Here is a 15,398-nt window from a genome sequence, read left to right as displayed (position 1 = left end):
GTTCAGCCGCGCACGTTGCCGTTCGAGCAGGTCTGCACGGCGGCAGAGTTGCCCTTGATCGTGTCGGGCAGGGCGACGACGTCGTCGGGTGTCGGCGCTGCGGTCGCGGATGCCGTCGGCGCCGGAGTCTCGGGCTCCTGCACGACGACGCCCTCGTTCTCGGTGTTCTGGTGCGTGATCTGCAGCTGCTTGTTCGCCTTGATGGCATCCCACAGCACGGTCGCGGCGCTCTCGTCGGGGACGACCTTGTTCGCGTCGTACGGGTCCTCCATCGTCGGGTACTGCACGAAGACGATGTCCTCGAAGGGCACGCTCTTCACGGCCAGGGCGATCTGCACGATCTTCATCGGGTCGGCCAGCGACGTCGACGCCTCGAGGTTGCTGAGTCCGGTGTCGGCGAGCTTGAGCATGACCGGCACGTTGCCGAGCACTTCGCTGCTGATCATCTTGCGCGCGAGGCTCGACATGTACTGCTGCTGGTTGCCGATGCGGCCGAGGTCGGAGCCGTCTCCCACGCCGTGGCGGGTGCGCAGGAACTGCAGCGCCTGCACCCCCTGGATCGTGTGGGTCCCGGCCTCCATGTCGAGTCCGGTGTATCGGTCCTTGATGGGGTTCGCGAGACACACCTCGACGCCGCCGATGGCATCCGTGATCTCGATCACGCCGCCGAAGGTGACCTTCGCGGCGAACTCGATGTCTTCGCCGGTGAGCTGGGAGATGGTCTTGGCGACGCAGTTGAGGCCGCCCTTCTCACCGCCGTGCTCGTAGGCGACGTTGAGCGCCTGCTTGCTCATCGCCGGCTTCGTGTCGCCGTTCGAGTCCACGCACTCGGGAATGGGCAGCATGAGGTCGCGGGGAAAGCTCACCGCGGTGACGCGACGCGGCTCGGCCGACACGTGCACGAGCAGGTTCACGTCGTTCAGGGTGCCGCCCGCGTCCTTGCCGGTGCACCGCTCGCCGAACAGGTGCGCGTACTTCTCCTCGCAGGTGTCGACACCCGCGAGGAGGATGTCGAATCCGCCGGGGTACGCGCCGATGTCCGGCGGCAGCTCCTTGGTGCCCTCCAGCTCGACCGCGTTCGCGTTGACGGTCGACGTGAACCCGCCGACCACGTACGCCGCGACGCCCACGCCGCTGACGAGCACGACCGCGAGCACGACGCCGATGATCTTGAGAAGCTGCCCCACTGCACTGGGCGAGCGCAGCTGGCCATGACGTGCCACGGGCTGGCGTCGTTTGACGGACGTGCTCACTCGGGTGGCCTTTCGACAGGAAGCGGAGGGTGTGGGATTCGAACCCACGGGACATTGCTGCCCACTGGTTTTCAAGACCAGGTCCATCGGCCGCTCGGACAACCCTCCCGACGCCGGTTCGCACCGGACGGTCAGGGGTCGAGTCTATCGGTTCCGGGGAAGCCGATCAGGACGACCCATTCTTGCGCGGCCGCCTGGGGATCTTCTGGGGGGATGCGGTTGGAGGCGGTGCGTCAGAGAAGGGTGCGGAGAGCGGATGCCAGACCGCCGTCCTCGACGACGCCGGTGAGCTCGCCCGCGGCATCCTTCACTTCGTCGACCGCCTGCCCCATCGCCACGGCGCGCCCGCCGCCGGCGAGAGCCCAGGCGAACATGCCCAGATCGTTGCGTCCGTCGCCCGCGACGAGCACGTCCTCGGGCGGCGTTCCGAGCTGCGCACGCACCCGCTCGAGGGCGGTCCCCTTGTCGACGCCCTTCGGTGCGATGTCGAGCCAGGCCGTCCACCCGACCGCGTACGACACTTCGTTCAGCCCGACCTCGGCGACGATGCGCTGGAAGTCGGCCTCGTCGTGCTCCGGCGAGACGACCACGATCCGCGAGACCGGCTGCTGCATGAGCTCGTCGAACTCGACACGACGACCGGCGTCAAGCGTCCAATCGTGGAGCATGTCGGTGTACAGCCGCTCGCCGGAGCCCAGCTCGACCATGTATCGCGCCTCGGGGAGGGTCTCCTGCAGCAGCGTGAGCACGGGAGCGGGGTCGAAGACCTCGACGCGCCAGCGCTCCCACCCGTCGCCCACGCGACGCATCACCACTGCACCGTTCGAGCACACCACGTACTCGGCGGTCAGGCCGAGCTCGTCGACGTAGCGCTCGGTGCCGCTCCAGCTGCGCCCGGTCGCGATCATGACCTCGTAGCCGGCGTCGCGCACTTCGGCGACGGCCTCGGCGACCCCGGGACTGAACGTCTCGTCCTGCAGCAGGATGGTGCCGTCGACGTCGAGCCCGACCAGGCCGCGGGACCTCACTCGGTGCCCTGCGGGAGAGTCGACGGCTCCGACCAGCCGATCGGACGCAGCACGTCGATGCCGCCGAGGTAGGGCCGCAGCACCTCGGGCACCGTGACCGAGCCGTCGGCCTGCTGGTGCGTCTCGAGGATCGCGACGATCCAGCGCGTGGTGGCCAGGGTGCCGTTCAGCGTCGCCACGGAGCGCGTCTTGGCCGGGGCCGCGTCGTCGGACTCCGGCCGGTAGCGGATGTCGAGGCGGCGCGCCTGGTACGTCGTGCAGTTCGAGGTCGAGGTGAGCTCACGGAACGCGCCCTGCGTCGGCACCCAGGCCTCGATGTCGAACTTGCGCGCAGCGCTCGAGCCGAGGTCGCCTGCGGCCACGTCGATCACCCGGTACGCCAGGCCGAGTGCGGTCAGCATCTCCTCCTGCAGGGCGACGAGGCGATCGTGCTCCGCCTCGGCTGCTTCGGGAGTCGTGTAGACGAACATCTCGAGCTTGTTGAACTGGTGCACGCGGATGATGCCGCGGGTGTCCTTGCCGTACGAGCCTGCCTCGCTGCGGTAGCACGTCGACCATCCGGCATAGCGGTGCGGCCCCTGGCTGAGGTCGAGGATCTCGTCCTTGTGGTAGCCGGCGAGGGGAACCTCGCTGGTGCCCACGAGGAAGAGGTCCTCCTTGTCGAGGTGGTACACCTCGTCGGCGTGCTCGCCGAGGAACCCGGTGCCCTGCATGATCTCGGGACGCACGAGGGTCGGCACGATCATCGGCGTGAAGCCGTTCGCGAGCGCCTTGTCGAGCGCGAGGTTCATCAGCGCGATCTCGAGGCGCGCCCCGGCCCCCTTCAGGAAGTAGAAGCGCGAGCCGGACACCTTCACACCGCGCTCCATGTCGATGGCGCCGAGCATCTCGCCCAGCTCGAGGTGATCGCGCGGCTCGAAGTCGTAGGTGGGCACGTCGCCGACGCGGCGCAGCTCGACGAAGTCCTCCTCGCCGCCGGCCGGCACGCCGTCGATGATGACGTTCTCGATGCGCTCGAGCGCTGCGGCTGCGGCATCCGCTGCCTCGTTCGCGGCCTGCTGGGCGGCCTTGACGCGGTCGGCGAGCTCCTTCGCCTGAGCGACCAGCGCCGCCTTCTCGTCCTTGGGCGCTTTGGCGACCGTCTTGCCGAAGGCGTTCTGCTCGGCGCGCAGAGTCTCGAACGCGTTGAGGGCGTCACGGCGCGATCGGTCCGCCTCGATCGCCGCGTCGACGGTGTCGGGCGCGTTCCCGCGCGCGATCTGTGAGCGTCGGACGAGCTCGGGCTCGTCGCGGAGGAGGGCGAGATCGATCATGGCCCAAGTCTATCGACGGCGTCGGGCGCGGCCGGGCGGCGCTGGCGCGGCGCGCGCAGGTCGTAGAGTGGCGGCATGTCGGCATCCGGGAGCGATCGTGCGCACGCGGCTCTCGTCCTCAACCCGGTGAAGGTGGACGTCGAGCGGCTGCGCTCCGGACTCGTCTCGCTCTCGAAGGCGCACGGGTGGGCTCCCCCGCTCGTGTACGAGACGACGATCGAGGATCCGGGCCAGGGCGTCACCCGCGCAGCGATCGATGCCGGCGCGGCCGCCGTCCTCGCCGCGGGCGGCGACGGCACGATCCGCGCGGTCGCCGAGAGCATGGCGGGCACGGGCATCCCGTTCGCCGTCCTTCCCGGCGGCACCGGCAACCTCTTCGCCCGCAATCTCGGGCTTCCGCTGCTCGACATCGAGAGGGTGATGCAGGCCGTCTTCACCGGATTCACCCACCCGGTCGACATGGGATGGGCGCGACTGAACCGGCCCGACGGCACCATCACCGAGCACGGATTCGTCGTGCTCGCGGGAATGGGACTGGATGCCGACATGATCGCCAACACCCGCCCGGACCTCAAGCGCTCGGTGGGCTGGGTCGCCTACCTCGACGGCGCCGCGCGCTCGCTTCCCGGCGCGAAGCCGTTCCGTGTCGTCTACCAGATCGATGACGGCCGGCTGCACTCCGCCAAAGTGCACAGCATGCTGTTCGCCAACTGCGGCGCCCTGCCGGCGGGCATCGCTCTGCTGCCGGATGCCTCGCTCGACGACGGCGCGATGGACATCGCCCTGATCCAGGCCACCGGGCCCCTGGGATGGCTCGGCATCTGGCGCAAGGTGTGGTGGGACAACTCGGTGCTGCGGCGCACGCGGGCCGGAAGGCGGGTGCTCGAGCGGCGCGGACGCGATGCGTCCGTCCGCTACCTGCGCGGTGCGGTGGCGGAGGCCGCGATGATCGGACCGACATCGATCGAGCTCGACGGCGACGAGCTGGGCGCGGCGGTGCGCATGGTGTGCCGCGTGCAGCGCGGCGGTCTCACGATCGTGCTGCCCGACGGCCACGACACGTCGGGGTTCTGAGCGGACGCTCCGAGCCGGGCGTCAGCCCTCGACCGCAACCGCTCCGTCGAGTCCGCCGCCGACCAGGGTCAGCTCGTACGGCCCGTCCGAGCGGTCACCGGGAACGGAGAGCGGCGTCAGGCGGGGCGCCATGTCCATCGTGCACGGCCGATCGATGTCCTGGAAGGTGACGGTCGCGCCGGCATCCGTCGCCTGGACGTCGTCCACGACGGGCCGGCACGAGCTGGATCCCCACGTGAGCAGCACGAGGCCGCCGTCGTCGTACCAGCTCGCCGTCGGCTGGAAATCGGTCTGCCCCTGCGGGGTCTCGGCGAGGGCCTCCAGGTCGGCGATGTCGGTGCGCTGCCCGTGCACGACCTCGACCTCGACGTCCGAGGTGACATCGACCCCCTCCGGCACCGGCACCATCAGGGCCCTCGGCGCCAGGTCGTCGGTGCATGCCTTCTCGCCGCTCGCGGCGAGGATCACCCGGATGCCCTGCTTCGCTGCGCTGACGTCGTCGACCGTCGGCTCGCACGATGACGACCCCCAGGTCAGCAGGGCGACGGCGCGACCGCCGTCGATCCACGCCACCTCGACCTCGCTGACCCCGTCGGCGACGGGTGCGCTCGAGGCTCCGCTCGGCGCGCGGGAGCTCGTCGGCGCGTCGGAGCCGGGCCGCGTTGCACACCCCGTCGAGAGCAGGGCGACGGCGGCGAGCGTCGCGACGACGGGAAGGGTTCGGGAGCGAGTCATACCCTGATGGTGTCACGCCCGCCACAACCGTCCCAAAGCGGTGTCAGGCCGATCCGCGCCAGACCACCGGGCAGGTCAGCATCCGGCGGTGCGCTCGGGCATCCTCGCCGCGCAGCTGCGCCAGCACCGACTCGGCGGCGACTCGGCCGAGCTCGCCCGCCGGCTGGCGGACGGTCGACAGGGGCGGATCGCAGCGCAGCGCCCACGAGCTGTCGTCGAAGCCGACCACCCCGACGTCGCCGGGCACGGTTCGTCCTGACGACTGCAGCACCTCCATCGCCCCTGCGGCCACGGCGTCGCTGGACGCGAACACTCCGTCGATGTCGGGGTGGTCGCGCAGCAGGGCGCGCATGCCCTCCTGCCCGTCGGAGTACGAGTACAGCGGCACCCGCTGCACCAGCTGCGGATCGAAGTCGTTGCCCAGGGCGTCGACGAAGCCGGCGAGACGGTCGGCTCCCGAATCGCGATCCAGCGCCGCGGCGATCATCCCCACTCGGCTGCGCCCGGTGCCGACCAGACGTCGTGTGATCTCGCGCGCGGCTCCGCGATTGTCGATCGCCGCGTAGGCGGCGTCGCCGATGTCGTGCGGGTGCCCGACGAAGGCCGCCGGCATCTCGAGCCGTGCCACGGCCTTCGTGATGGGATCGCCCTCGCGCGCGGAGACGATGATGACCCCGTCGATCAGCCCGCCGGTGAGATAACGGGTGAGGCGCTCGATGTCACGGGGTGTGTCGGCGATCAGACACGAGAGCTGATAGTCCGCGCCGGAGAGGGCCGCGTTGGCGCCGAGCAGGATCGCGCCGATGTTCGGATCCTCGATGAACAGCGAATGCGGCTCGTGCACGATCAGGCCGATGGCCTTGGACTGCTGCATGACCAGACTGCGGGCGGCGTTGTTGGGGACGAAGCCCACCTTGGCGATGGCGGCGTCGATGGCGGCCCTCGCCTCGTCTGAGACGTACGGCTGCCCGTTGAGGACGCGGCTGACCGTGCCCCGCGAGACGCCTGCCTCGATCGCGACATCTTTCACCGTCGCGCGGCGCTTGCGTTCCATGGCTCCATCGTATGTGCACGCGCACAGACCCAGATTTGTTCTTGACACCGTGTTCCCGGCGTGCCTACTCTGTTCACGTTCACAGAGAATCAGCGCCGATCCCCCGTGTTTGGCGCTGTGCACGTTCACAGATCGAGGAATGCATGACGCCCCCCGCCCGCCGATTCACCCACGACGGCATCGCCTTCGGCTGCGATTACAACCCCGAGCAGTGGGAGCCCGCGGTGTGGGACGAGGACATCGCCCTGATGCGCGAGGCCGGAGTGGACCTCGTCGCCGTCAACATCTTCGGCTGGTCGCACATCGAGCCACGCCGCGGCGAATACGACTTCGCCCGTCTGGACGACATCATCGCGCGACTGCACGCCGCCGGCATCCGGGTGAACCTCGGCACCGGCACGGCCTCGACCCCGGCGTGGCTCACCACCGCGCACCCCGAGATCCTGCCCATGGCCGAAGACGGCACCCGTCGCTTCCCCGGCGGTCGGCAGGCGTTCTGCCCCAGCTCACCCGTGTATCGCGAGGCTGCACTCGCGCTCGTCGCGCAGGTCGCGCACCGCTACGGCGCTCACCCCGCCGTCACTCTGTGGCACGTCTCGAACGAGCTCGGATGCCACAACGCGCTGTGCTACTGCGACGAGAGCGCCGCGGCGTTCCGCACCTGGCTGCGCGAGCGATACAGCTCTATCGACGCCCTCAACACCGCCTGGGGCACGTCGTTCTGGAGCCAGACCTACCGCGAATGGCACGAGATCCTGCCGCCCCGCGCGACGCTGTCGCTGCGCAACCCGGGACAGATGCTCGACTTCCACCGCTTCAGCTCCGACCAGCTGCTCGCGCACTACCGCGCCGAGGCGGATGTGATCCGCGGTCTCAGCGACCGACCGATCACGACCAACTTCATGGTCACCACCCACATCGAGAACCTCGACTACTGGTCGTGGGCGCCCGACATGGACGTCATCGCGAACGACCACTACCTGGACCACCGCCTGGGCGACCCGACAGCCGAACTCGCGTTCAACGCCGATCTCACCCGCGGACTCAGCGGCGGCGCGCCGTGGCTTCTCATGGAGCACTCCACCGGCGCGGTCAACTGGCAGCCGCTGAACCTGCCGAAGTCGCCCGGAGAGCTCACCCGCAACTCCCTCACCCACGTCGCCCGCGGCGCCGACGGCGTGTGCTTCTTCCAGTGGCGCGCCTCGGTGCAGGGCAGTGAGAAGTTCCACTCGGCGATGCTGCCGCACGCCGGCACCGACAGCGCGGTGTGGCGCGAGGTCGTGGAGCTGGGCGGGATCGTCGACCGCCTCGGCGAAGTGGCCGGCTCGCGCGTGCAGGCCGACGTGGCGATGGTGTTCTCGTGGGAGGCGTGGTGGGCCACGCATACCGACGCGCGCCCGAGCCAGGCCATCGGCTACCTCGATCAGGCGCACGCGCTGCACTCGGCGCTGCACGATCTGGGCATCACGGTCGACATGGTGGCCCCGGGGTCAGATCTCAGCGGCTATCGCCTGGTCATCGTCCCCGGCCTGCACCTGGTCAGCGCCGCGGACGCCGCGGTGATCACCGACTGGGTCGCCGCGGGCGGCACCGCGCTGATCACGTTCTACTCCGGCACCGTCGACGAGCAGGATCGGGTCTGGACGGGCGGGTACACCGGCCCCTTCCGCGACGCCATCGGCGTGCGCGTGGAGGAGTTCGCGCCGGTCGCACCCGGCACCGTGCTCACGCTCAGCGACGGCACGAACGCGTCGCTGTGGTCGGAGCGCGGCCGCGCCACCACCGCGCAGGTGCGCGCCGCATTCGTCGGCGGCGCCGCCGACGGCGCGCCCGCCATCACCCGCAACGCGTGGGGCGAGGGTGCCGCGTGGTACCTCGCGACCCTGCCGGATGCCGAAGGCCGGCGCCGGCTGATCGGCGAGCTCATCGCCGAAGCCGGAGTCAGCGCCCCCGCACGCGTCGAGGGAGACCTCGCCGCTCTCGAGCTCGTGCGCCGGCACGGCGCCGACCATTCCTACCTGTTCGCGATCAACCACGGTGCGCAGCCCGCACGGGTGGACGCGACGGGAACCGATCTCATCACCGGATCCGCGGTCGCCGAGGCGATCACGGTGCCGGCCGGCGCTGTGCGCGTCATCCGAGAGGAGCCGATCGCATGACCACCACCGAACTGCTCGTCACCCGCGGCACGCGACCGCGGGGCGGCGCCCGTCGCGGAGACGGCCGCCGTCGAGGTGCGCGGCACCGCGGCGCCATCACGTTCTTCATCGGCCCCTTCGCTGCGCTGTTCCTGCTGTTCTACCTGCTGCCGATCGGCTATGCGGTCTGGCAGTCGCTGCAGGTCATCGAGCGCGACGGCACCTACGGCGCCCCGCGGCAGGTGTTCGGGGGTCTGCAGCAGTACGTGCAGGTCTTCGAGAGCGGCGAGTTCTGGGCATCCGTCGGCCGGATGCTGCTGTTCGGCGTCGTGCAGGTGCCGATCATGCTCGGCCTCGCGCTGCTGTTCGCCCTGCTGCTGGACTCGCCCATCCTCAAGGGCAAGCGGTTCTTCCGCCTGGCGTTCTTCGCCCCCTACGCCGTGCCCGGTGTGATCGCGGCCATCATGTGGGGCTTCCTGTACTCGCCCAACCTGTCGCCGTTCACCGACGTCACCCGCGCGGTCGACTTCCTCTCCCCCGGCGCGGTGCTCTGGTCGATCGCGAATGTGGTGACCTGGGTCTTCGTCGGCTACAACATGCTGATCATCTACTCGGCCCTGCTGGCGATCCCGGCAGAGGTGTACGAGGCCGCCAGACTCGACGGAGCCGGGCAGATCCGCATCGCATGGTCGATCAAGATCCCCATGGTCGCCCCCGCACTCGTGCTGACCACGGTGTTCTCGATCATCGGCACCCTGCAGCTGCTGGCCGAGCCGCAGGTGTTCCGCTCGTTCAGCTCGGCCGTGTCGAGCACGTTCACGCCGAACATGATGATCTACGCGACCAGCTCGATCCCGAACACGAACCTGGCCGCCGCGTTCTCCGTCGTGCTCGCCCTGGCCACCTTCGTCCTGTCATTCGCAGTCCTGCGGGGCTCCCAGCGAAAGGTGCAGCAATGAGCATGCTGACCCTCCACCGCGGCGTCACCGCCGAAGACCGACCGCGCGGCAGCGCCCGCGGTCCGCGCGAGAGCATCATCTCGCGCGGCGCTGCCCTGCTGATCATGGGCGTGTTCACGCTCTACTTCCTCGTGCCGATCTGGTGGCTGTTCATCTCCTCCACCAAGGACCGCAGCGATCTGCTCACCACGAACCCGCTGTGGTTCGCCGACTGGAACCTGTTCGAGAACGTCGGGGCGCTGTTCGCCTACAACGACGGCATCTACCTGCGCTGGATCCTCAACAGCCTCGGATACGCGGGTCTGGGTGCGCTGCTGGCCACCGCATTCGCGGGCATGTGCGGCTACGCGCTGGCGAAGTACCCATTCCGGGGGCGCGAGGTGTTCTTCAACGTCGTGCTCGGCGGCGTGCTCGTGCCGGCCACCGCCCTCGCACTGCCGCTGTTCCTGCTGTTCAGCCAGGTGAACCTCACCAACACCTACTGGGCGGTGCTGCTGCCCAGCATCGTCAGCCCGTTCGGCGTCTACCTGACCCGCATCTTCGCCGCCGCCTCGGTGCCGGACGAGCTCATCGAAGCGGGCCGCCTCGACGGCGCGGGCGAGGTGCGCACGTTCTTCACCATCTCCGCGCGGCTGATGACCCCCGCGCTGGTGACCGTGTTCCTGTTCCAGTTCGTGACCATCTGGAACAACTTCTTCCTGCCGCTGATCATGCTGCGCAGTCAGGAGCTGTTCCCGCTCACCTACGGTCTGTACGCGTGGAACACCCAGCTGAACCAGATCCCCGAGCTGCGCACGTACGTCCTCGTCGGCTCGTTCCTCTCCATCGTCCCGCTCATCATCGCGTTCCTCCTGCTGCAGCGCTTCTGGCGCGGCGGCCTGGGAACCGGATCCGTCAAGTAACACCACCCTCACCCGAGATAGGAAGATCATGCAGCACACCAAGAAGGCAGTCGCCACCGGCGTCGCACTGCTCAGCGCTCTCACGCTGGCCGGTTGCTCGGCATCCACCCCCGGCACGGGCGACGGCGCTGACGCCGCCGCCTGCACGCCCGCCGACGGCCCGGTGACCCTCGAGTTCACCTCGTGGATCCCCGGCATCGAGGACGTCGTCGCGCAGTGGAACGACGCGAACCCCGACATCCAGGTCAAGGTCCAGACGGGACCGAACGGAAACTCCGGCACGTACCAGAGCTTCTTCAGCCAGCTCAAGGCCGGCAACGCACCCGACCTCGGCCAGATCGAGTACGACGCCCTGTCGAGCTTCCGCGTGCAGGACGGCCTCGAGAACCTCGCCGCATGCGAGGACGTGATCGCCGCCGAGGACGAGTTCATCCCGTGGACCTGGGGCCAGGTCACCCTGGGCAGCAGCGACGGCGTCTACGGTGTGCCGCAGGATTCCGGCCCCATGGCGCTGTTCTACCGCTCCGACCTGTTCGAAGCCAACGGCATCGAGGTTCCCACCACGTGGGCGGAGTACAAGGAGGCCGCGAAGAAGGTGCGCGCCGCCGGCGGTTACATCACCAACTTCTCGACCGCCGACATCAACCAGTTCGCCGGCCTGGTCTGGCAGGACGGCGGGCACTGGTTCAACAACGACGGCGACGCCTGGAGTGTCGATCTGACCGGTGAGGCATCGACCCAGGTCGCGGACTACTGGCAGGAGCTGCTCGACGAAGACCTCGTCGCGACCGTTCCCGCGTGGACCGAGGAGTGGAACAACGCCTACAACTCCGGCCAGATCTGGACGTGGAACTCGGCGGTCTGGGGCGCCAACTCCATCTCAAGCGGGGCACCGGACACGGCCGGCAATTGGTCGGTCGCGCCCTCGCCGCAGTGGGAGCAGGGCGGCGAGAGCTCGGGCAACTGGGGCGGCTCGTCGGTGGCCGTGTTCAAGGGAACCGACCACCTCTACGAGGCCGCGAAGTTCGCCCTGTGGCTGAACACCTCCGATGAGGCGCTGACCGCGCTGAACACGTCGGCGAACATCTACCCCGCCACCACCGACGGCCTGTCGCTGCCGGCGCTGCAGGAGGGCGTGGAGTTCTACGGAGGGCAGAAGATCTACGACGTGTTCGCCGAAGCCGCCACGCAGGTCGACCCCGACTTCGTGTGGGGCCCGACCATGACGCAGACCTACGCCGACGTCTCCGACGGGTTCCAGAAGGCCGTCACGGGTCAGAGCACCCTGCTCGACGCGCTCAGCGATGCACAGGCCTCGACCATCGACACCCTGAAGGCGCAGTCGATCCCGGTCGCGGAGTGATCCACCACCTGCGCGCCGCGGGAGTCAGCCTCGTGCTCGACTCCCGCGGCGAGGGGGTGCCCGCGATCGTGCACTGGGGTCGCGACCTCGGCGCACTCTCGCACGAGCAGCTCGCTGCGCTGGCAGACGCGGCGATTCCGGCGGTGGGCCCGAGCTCGCTCGACGCCCCGCTGCGGCTCACGCTCGTTCCCGCCCTCGCGGAGGGCTGGTCGGGCAGGCCCGCGGTGTCGATCGTCCCCGCTCCGAGCACGCCGCACGCTGTCTCGACGAGTCGTGACGCTGACACGCTGCTCGTGAGCTGCACGTGGGGAGCGGCGCTGATCAGCATCCACCTCACCCTGACCGCCCAGGGCGTGCTCACCCAGCGCACCACCGTGCGCAACACCTCGGACGATCCCCTGGCACTCGATGCCGTCGCCGCCGTGCTGCCCCTGCCGGCGCGGGCGCGCGAGATGCTCGACTTCTCCGGCCGCTGGGTGCACGAGCGCGAGCCGCAGCGACTCACGCCGGGACACGGCCTGTGGCTGCGCGAGACACGTCACGGACGCGGTGGCCACGACTCCCCCTTCCTGATGGCAGCCGGCACCCCCGGGTTCGACTTCGAATCGGGGGAGATCTGGGCCGTGCACGTGGCCTGGAGCGGCGACGTCGCCCAGTGGTTCGAGCGCACCGATCTGGGTCCGACCGTGCTCGGGGGCGGCGAGCGTCTCAGCCGGCAGCAGCTCGACCCGGATGCCGAGTACGTCTCGCCCGAGGTCGTGGCCGTGTGGTCGGATGCCGGCCTGAACGGCCTGTCCGACCGGCTGCACCCGTGGATCCGGTCGTGGTCGACCATCGGTCGTGAGCGGCCGATCACCCTCAACACCTGGGAGGCGGTCTACTTCGACCAGTCGCCGGAGCGGCTCACGCCGTTGGTCGCGCGTGCAGCCGAGGTGGGCGTCGAGCGGTTCGTGCTCGACGACGGCTGGTTCCGCGGCCGCACCGACGACCGGCGGGCGCTCGGCGACTGGATCGTCGACGAGCACCGCTGGCCGCACGGACTCGGGCCGCTCATCGAGCGGGTGCGCGCGGCGGGCATGGAGTTCGGCCTCTGGGTCGAACCGGAGATGGTCAGCCTCGACTCCGAGCTCGCCCGCGCCCACCCCGACTGGCTGCTCACCGACCCCGCCACGACGACCTGGCGGTGGCAGCATGTGCTCGATCTCGACCGTCCAGAGGTCGCCGCGCACCTCTTCGAGCGCCTCGACGCGCTGCTGCGCGCTCACCCGATCGCCTACCTGAAGTGGGATCACAACCGCGATCTGCTGGCACCCGACTCCGGCGCGCAGGTGCGCGCCCTGTACGCGCTGCTCGACCGACTCCGCGCCGCGCATCCCGAGGTCGAGATCGAATCCTGCGCCTCGGGCGGTGCGCGCATCGACCTGGGCATCCTGCGCCGGGTGGAGCGGGTGTGGACCAGCGACACGAACGATCCGATCGACCGGCAGCGCATCCAGCGCTGGACGGGAGTGCTCGTCCCTCCGGAGTACCTCGGCAGTCATCTCGGCGACGCGACGGCGCACTTCACCGGTCGCACCTCCGCGCTCGGCTTCCGCTTCGCGACCGCCCTGTTCGGTCACGCCGGTATCGAATCGGACCTCACCCGGCTCACCGACGCCGACCTGCAGCTGGTGCGGAGGTGGACGCAGCTGCACCGTCGGCACCGTGCGCTGCTGCACCGGGGCCGTGCCGTGCGCATCGACAGCCCCGATCCGGCGGTGCTCGCCCACGGCGTGGTCGCGCAGGATCGCTCCGAGGCCCTGTTCTCGGTGGCCGTGATCGACCGCACGGACACCGCTCTGCCCGCCCCCGTGCGGCTGATCGGGCTGGATCCCGACCGCGGCTACGAGGTGCGTCTGCTCGATGTCGGGGAGCCCTCGCGCACCGTGCAGGACGCTCCGCCGCCCTGGCTGGCGGAGGGTGTGCGCCTGCCCGGCCGGGTGCTGCAGGAGATCGGTCTGCCGATGCCGCTGCTGACGCCGGGCAGCGCGCTCGTGCTGCACGTCACCGCCTGACCGCGGCTGCGTCCTGCTGCAGGGCGGAGGGGCTCCTGCAGGGCGGAGTGCTACTGCAGGGCGGAGGTGAGCCGGGCGAGGTTGTCGAGCACCGTCGAGCGCAGCGGCTGCTGCATCCACTCCTCCAGCGTCAGCTCGCGGCTGAGCGAGCGGTAGTCGTCTTCGACGACGCGCATCTCATCGACGAACTCCTCGCCTCGCACGAGCATCGACACCTCCATGTTCAAGCCGAACGAGCGCATGTCCATGTTGCTCGAGCCGATCACCGCGACCTGGTCGTCGATCGTGAGGCTCTTGGTGTGCAGGATGTACGGCTTCGGGTACAGCCAGATCCGGATGCCGGCGCGCAGCAGCGCCTCGTAGTAGCTGCGCTGCGCGTGATAGACCATCGCCTGATCGCCCTGCTCGGAGACGAACAGCTCGACCTGCACGCCACGATCGACGGCCGAGGTGACCGCCGCGAGCAGCGCCTCGTCCGGCACGAAGTACGGGCTGACGATCATGATCCGATCCTGCGCGGCGTAGAGCAGTCCGAGGAACAGGCGCAGGTTGTTCTCGACCTCGAAACCCGGGCCGGACGGCACGATCTGGCAGTCCAGATCACCGGCGCCCGTCTCGGTCCTGGTGATGTCGATGCCCTCCGGAACGGAGTCGGTCTCGGCATACCAGTCGCTGAGGAACACCGCGTTGAGGCTCGCCACGACCGGCCCGTCGACGCGCACCATGAGGTCGACCCAGTGCAGTCCCAGACGGATGTTCTTCGGCAGGTTGTACGAGGAGTCGGTGATGTTCTGCGACCCGAGGAAGCCGACGACGCCGTCGATCACGAGCAGCTTGCGGTGGTTGCGCAGGTCGGGGCGCTGGATGCGGCCGCGCAGGGGCTGCACCGGCAGCATGAGGTGCCAGTCGGCCCCCATGCTCTCGAGCCGGCGGACGGTCTCGCGATACTTCGGCTTCCAGCGGTTCGCCCAGTAGTCGAGCAGCACTCGCACCGGCACCCCGCGGGCCGACGCCTCCTCCATGGCGCGGAAGAAGTTGTCGGTGGATGCGTCGGCCTGGAGGATGTAGAACTCCACGTGCACGTATTCCTGCGCACCGCGGATCGCCTCCGCCATCGCGTCGAGCGACGTCTGATAGTCGCTGATCAGGTGCGCGCCGTTGTCTCCGGAGAGCGGCAGCGCCCCCATCGCCTGGCTCATCGTGACCAGCGGCGGGAACCACTCGGGCGGGTCTGGGCGCAGCGAGCCGAGGTGCAGGGCGCTGGCCGTGTCGGCGATGTAGCGGTTGATCTGCTCCTGCTTCCGCCTGCGCAGCCGGGGCAGCTTCGGGTTTCCGATCAGGAGGAAGAGCAGGATGCCGAGGACGGGGATGAAGAAGATCGCCAGCAGCCACGCCATCGCCGCGGTCGGGCGGCGGTTGCGCGGCACGACGATGATCGCGAAGGCGCGGACGCTGAGGTCGATGACGACATAGCCGAGCACCACCCACCAGGGCCAGCTGTTCACGTCGAGCACAGACCCTCCCC

Annotated in this window: 12 protein-coding genes and 1 tRNA gene; 6 read left to right on the top strand and 7 right to left on the bottom strand. The window is 69.5% G+C overall.

The features are described 5' to 3' along the window. Positions 1-2 precede the first annotated feature (2 nt). The 4 genes from AB0O65_RS01465 to serS all read right to left on the bottom strand — a co-directional run bounded on the left by AB0O65_RS01465 (position 3) and on the right by serS (position 3,594). Positions 3-1,253 carry an LCP family protein gene (locus AB0O65_RS01465; protein WP_191712172.1) on the bottom strand — a complete coding sequence of 417 codons (1,251 nt, stop codon included), beginning with the start codon at positions 1,251-1,253 and terminating at the stop codon, positions 3-5. 23 nt (positions 1,254-1,276) lie between these two features. Next, positions 1,277-1,361 (bottom strand) — tRNA-Ser (locus AB0O65_RS01460). Between the two features lie 125 nt (positions 1,362-1,486). After that, positions 1,487-2,281, bottom strand: a complete 795-nt coding sequence (locus AB0O65_RS01455) for an HAD hydrolase family protein (RefSeq protein ID WP_071644863.1) — start codon at positions 2,279-2,281, stop codon at positions 1,487-1,489. Further along, a complete protein-coding gene (serS, locus tag AB0O65_RS01450; protein ID WP_363382456.1) occupies positions 2,278-3,594 on the bottom strand; it encodes a serine--tRNA ligase in 1,317 nt (438 codons plus the stop codon). Before serS ends, AB0O65_RS01455 begins: the two co-directional genes overlap by 4 nt. A gap of 75 nt (positions 3,595-3,669) precedes the next feature. On the opposite strand from serS, the gene AB0O65_RS01445 reads away from it, so the two are divergent. Then, positions 3,670-4,668 carry a diacylglycerol kinase family protein gene (locus AB0O65_RS01445; RefSeq protein ID WP_363382453.1) on the top strand — a complete coding sequence of 333 codons (999 nt, stop codon included), beginning with the start codon at positions 3,670-3,672 and terminating at the stop codon, positions 4,666-4,668. Between the two features lie 21 nt (positions 4,669-4,689). Here the strand turns inward: AB0O65_RS01445 and AB0O65_RS01440 are convergent, their stop codons facing one another. Together AB0O65_RS01440 and AB0O65_RS01435 are read right to left on the bottom strand one after the other, a co-directional pair. Then, the gene (locus AB0O65_RS01440; RefSeq protein WP_363382450.1) at positions 4,690-5,403 is read right to left on the bottom strand and encodes a hypothetical protein; all 714 of its coding nucleotides are present in this window, start codon (positions 5,401-5,403) and stop codon (positions 4,690-4,692) included. A 43-nt stretch (positions 5,404-5,446) separates the two neighbouring features. Next, positions 5,447-6,457: a LacI family DNA-binding transcriptional regulator gene (locus AB0O65_RS01435; protein WP_363382447.1), complete on the bottom strand. Its 1,011-nt coding sequence runs from the start codon at positions 6,455-6,457 to the stop codon at positions 5,447-5,449. 143 nt (positions 6,458-6,600) lie between these two features. Here AB0O65_RS01435 and AB0O65_RS01430 point away from each other — a divergent pair, with 143 nt between their 5' ends. Genes AB0O65_RS01430 through AB0O65_RS01410 form a run of 5 tightly spaced genes read left to right on the top strand, consistent with a single transcriptional unit; the run spans position 6,601 to position 13,873 of the window. Next, positions 6,601-8,616 (top strand): beta-galactosidase, encoded by a 2,016-nt coding sequence (locus tag AB0O65_RS01430; RefSeq protein ID WP_363382444.1) that lies wholly within the window; start codon positions 6,601-6,603, stop codon positions 8,614-8,616. Then, positions 8,613-9,554 (top strand): sugar ABC transporter permease, encoded by a 942-nt coding sequence (locus AB0O65_RS01425; protein WP_363382442.1) that lies wholly within the window; start codon positions 8,613-8,615, stop codon positions 9,552-9,554. The genes AB0O65_RS01430 and AB0O65_RS01425 overlap by 4 nt, the downstream gene beginning before the upstream one ends. Then, positions 9,551-10,456 carry a carbohydrate ABC transporter permease gene (locus tag AB0O65_RS01420; protein ID WP_363382439.1) on the top strand — a complete coding sequence of 302 codons (906 nt, stop codon included), beginning with the start codon at positions 9,551-9,553 and terminating at the stop codon, positions 10,454-10,456. Before AB0O65_RS01425 ends, AB0O65_RS01420 begins: the two co-directional genes overlap by 4 nt. Positions 10,457-10,484: 28 nt before the next feature. Beyond that, positions 10,485-11,819 (top strand): sugar ABC transporter substrate-binding protein, encoded by a 1,335-nt coding sequence (locus AB0O65_RS01415; protein ID WP_363382436.1) that lies wholly within the window; start codon positions 10,485-10,487, stop codon positions 11,817-11,819. Beyond that, positions 11,816-13,873: an alpha-galactosidase gene (locus AB0O65_RS01410; protein WP_363382433.1), complete on the top strand. Its 2,058-nt coding sequence runs from the start codon at positions 11,816-11,818 to the stop codon at positions 13,871-13,873. Before AB0O65_RS01415 ends, AB0O65_RS01410 begins: the two co-directional genes overlap by 4 nt. Before the next feature lie 50 nt (positions 13,874-13,923). Here AB0O65_RS01410 and cls read toward each other — a convergent pair whose 3' ends face one another. Further along, the gene (gene cls / locus AB0O65_RS01405; protein WP_071644867.1) at positions 13,924-15,387 is read right to left on the bottom strand and encodes a cardiolipin synthase; all 1,464 of its coding nucleotides are present in this window, start codon (positions 15,385-15,387) and stop codon (positions 13,924-13,926) included. Between the last annotated feature and the right edge of the window lie 11 nt (positions 15,388-15,398).

It is taken from the genome of Microbacterium sp. NPDC077391 (assembly GCF_040686955.1).
GTDB lineage: Bacteria > Actinomycetota > Actinomycetes > Actinomycetales > Microbacteriaceae > Microbacterium > Microbacterium commune.
The sequence above is the reverse complement of the archived record's forward strand: the minus strand, read 5'-3'. Positions and strand labels throughout refer to the sequence as shown.

What these genes read in the sequence shown, in the direction of transcription:
- AB0O65_RS01440 (WP_363382450.1), bottom strand. Translation starts at nt 5,403, where the DNA reads ATGACTCGCTCCCGAACCCTTCCCGTCGTCGCGACGCTCGCCGCCGTC.
- AB0O65_RS01425 (WP_363382442.1), top strand. Translation starts at nt 8,613, where the DNA reads ATGACCACCACCGAACTGCTCGTCACCCGCGGCACGCGACCGCGGGGC.
- AB0O65_RS01430 (WP_363382444.1), top strand. Translation starts at nt 6,601, where the DNA reads ATGACGCCCCCCGCCCGCCGATTCACCCACGACGGCATCGCCTTCGGC.
- AB0O65_RS01445 (WP_363382453.1), top strand. Translation starts at nt 3,670, where the DNA reads ATGTCGGCATCCGGGAGCGATCGTGCGCACGCGGCTCTCGTCCTCAAC.
- AB0O65_RS01435 (WP_363382447.1), bottom strand. Translation starts at nt 6,457, where the DNA reads ATGGAACGCAAGCGCCGCGCGACGGTGAAAGATGTCGCGATCGAGGCA.
- AB0O65_RS01420 (WP_363382439.1), top strand. Translation starts at nt 9,551, where the DNA reads ATGAGCATGCTGACCCTCCACCGCGGCGTCACCGCCGAAGACCGACCG.
- AB0O65_RS01415 (WP_363382436.1), top strand. Translation starts at nt 10,485, where the DNA reads ATGCAGCACACCAAGAAGGCAGTCGCCACCGGCGTCGCACTGCTCAGC.
- serS (WP_363382456.1), bottom strand. Translation starts at nt 3,594, where the DNA reads ATGATCGATCTCGCCCTCCTCCGCGACGAGCCCGAGCTCGTCCGACGC.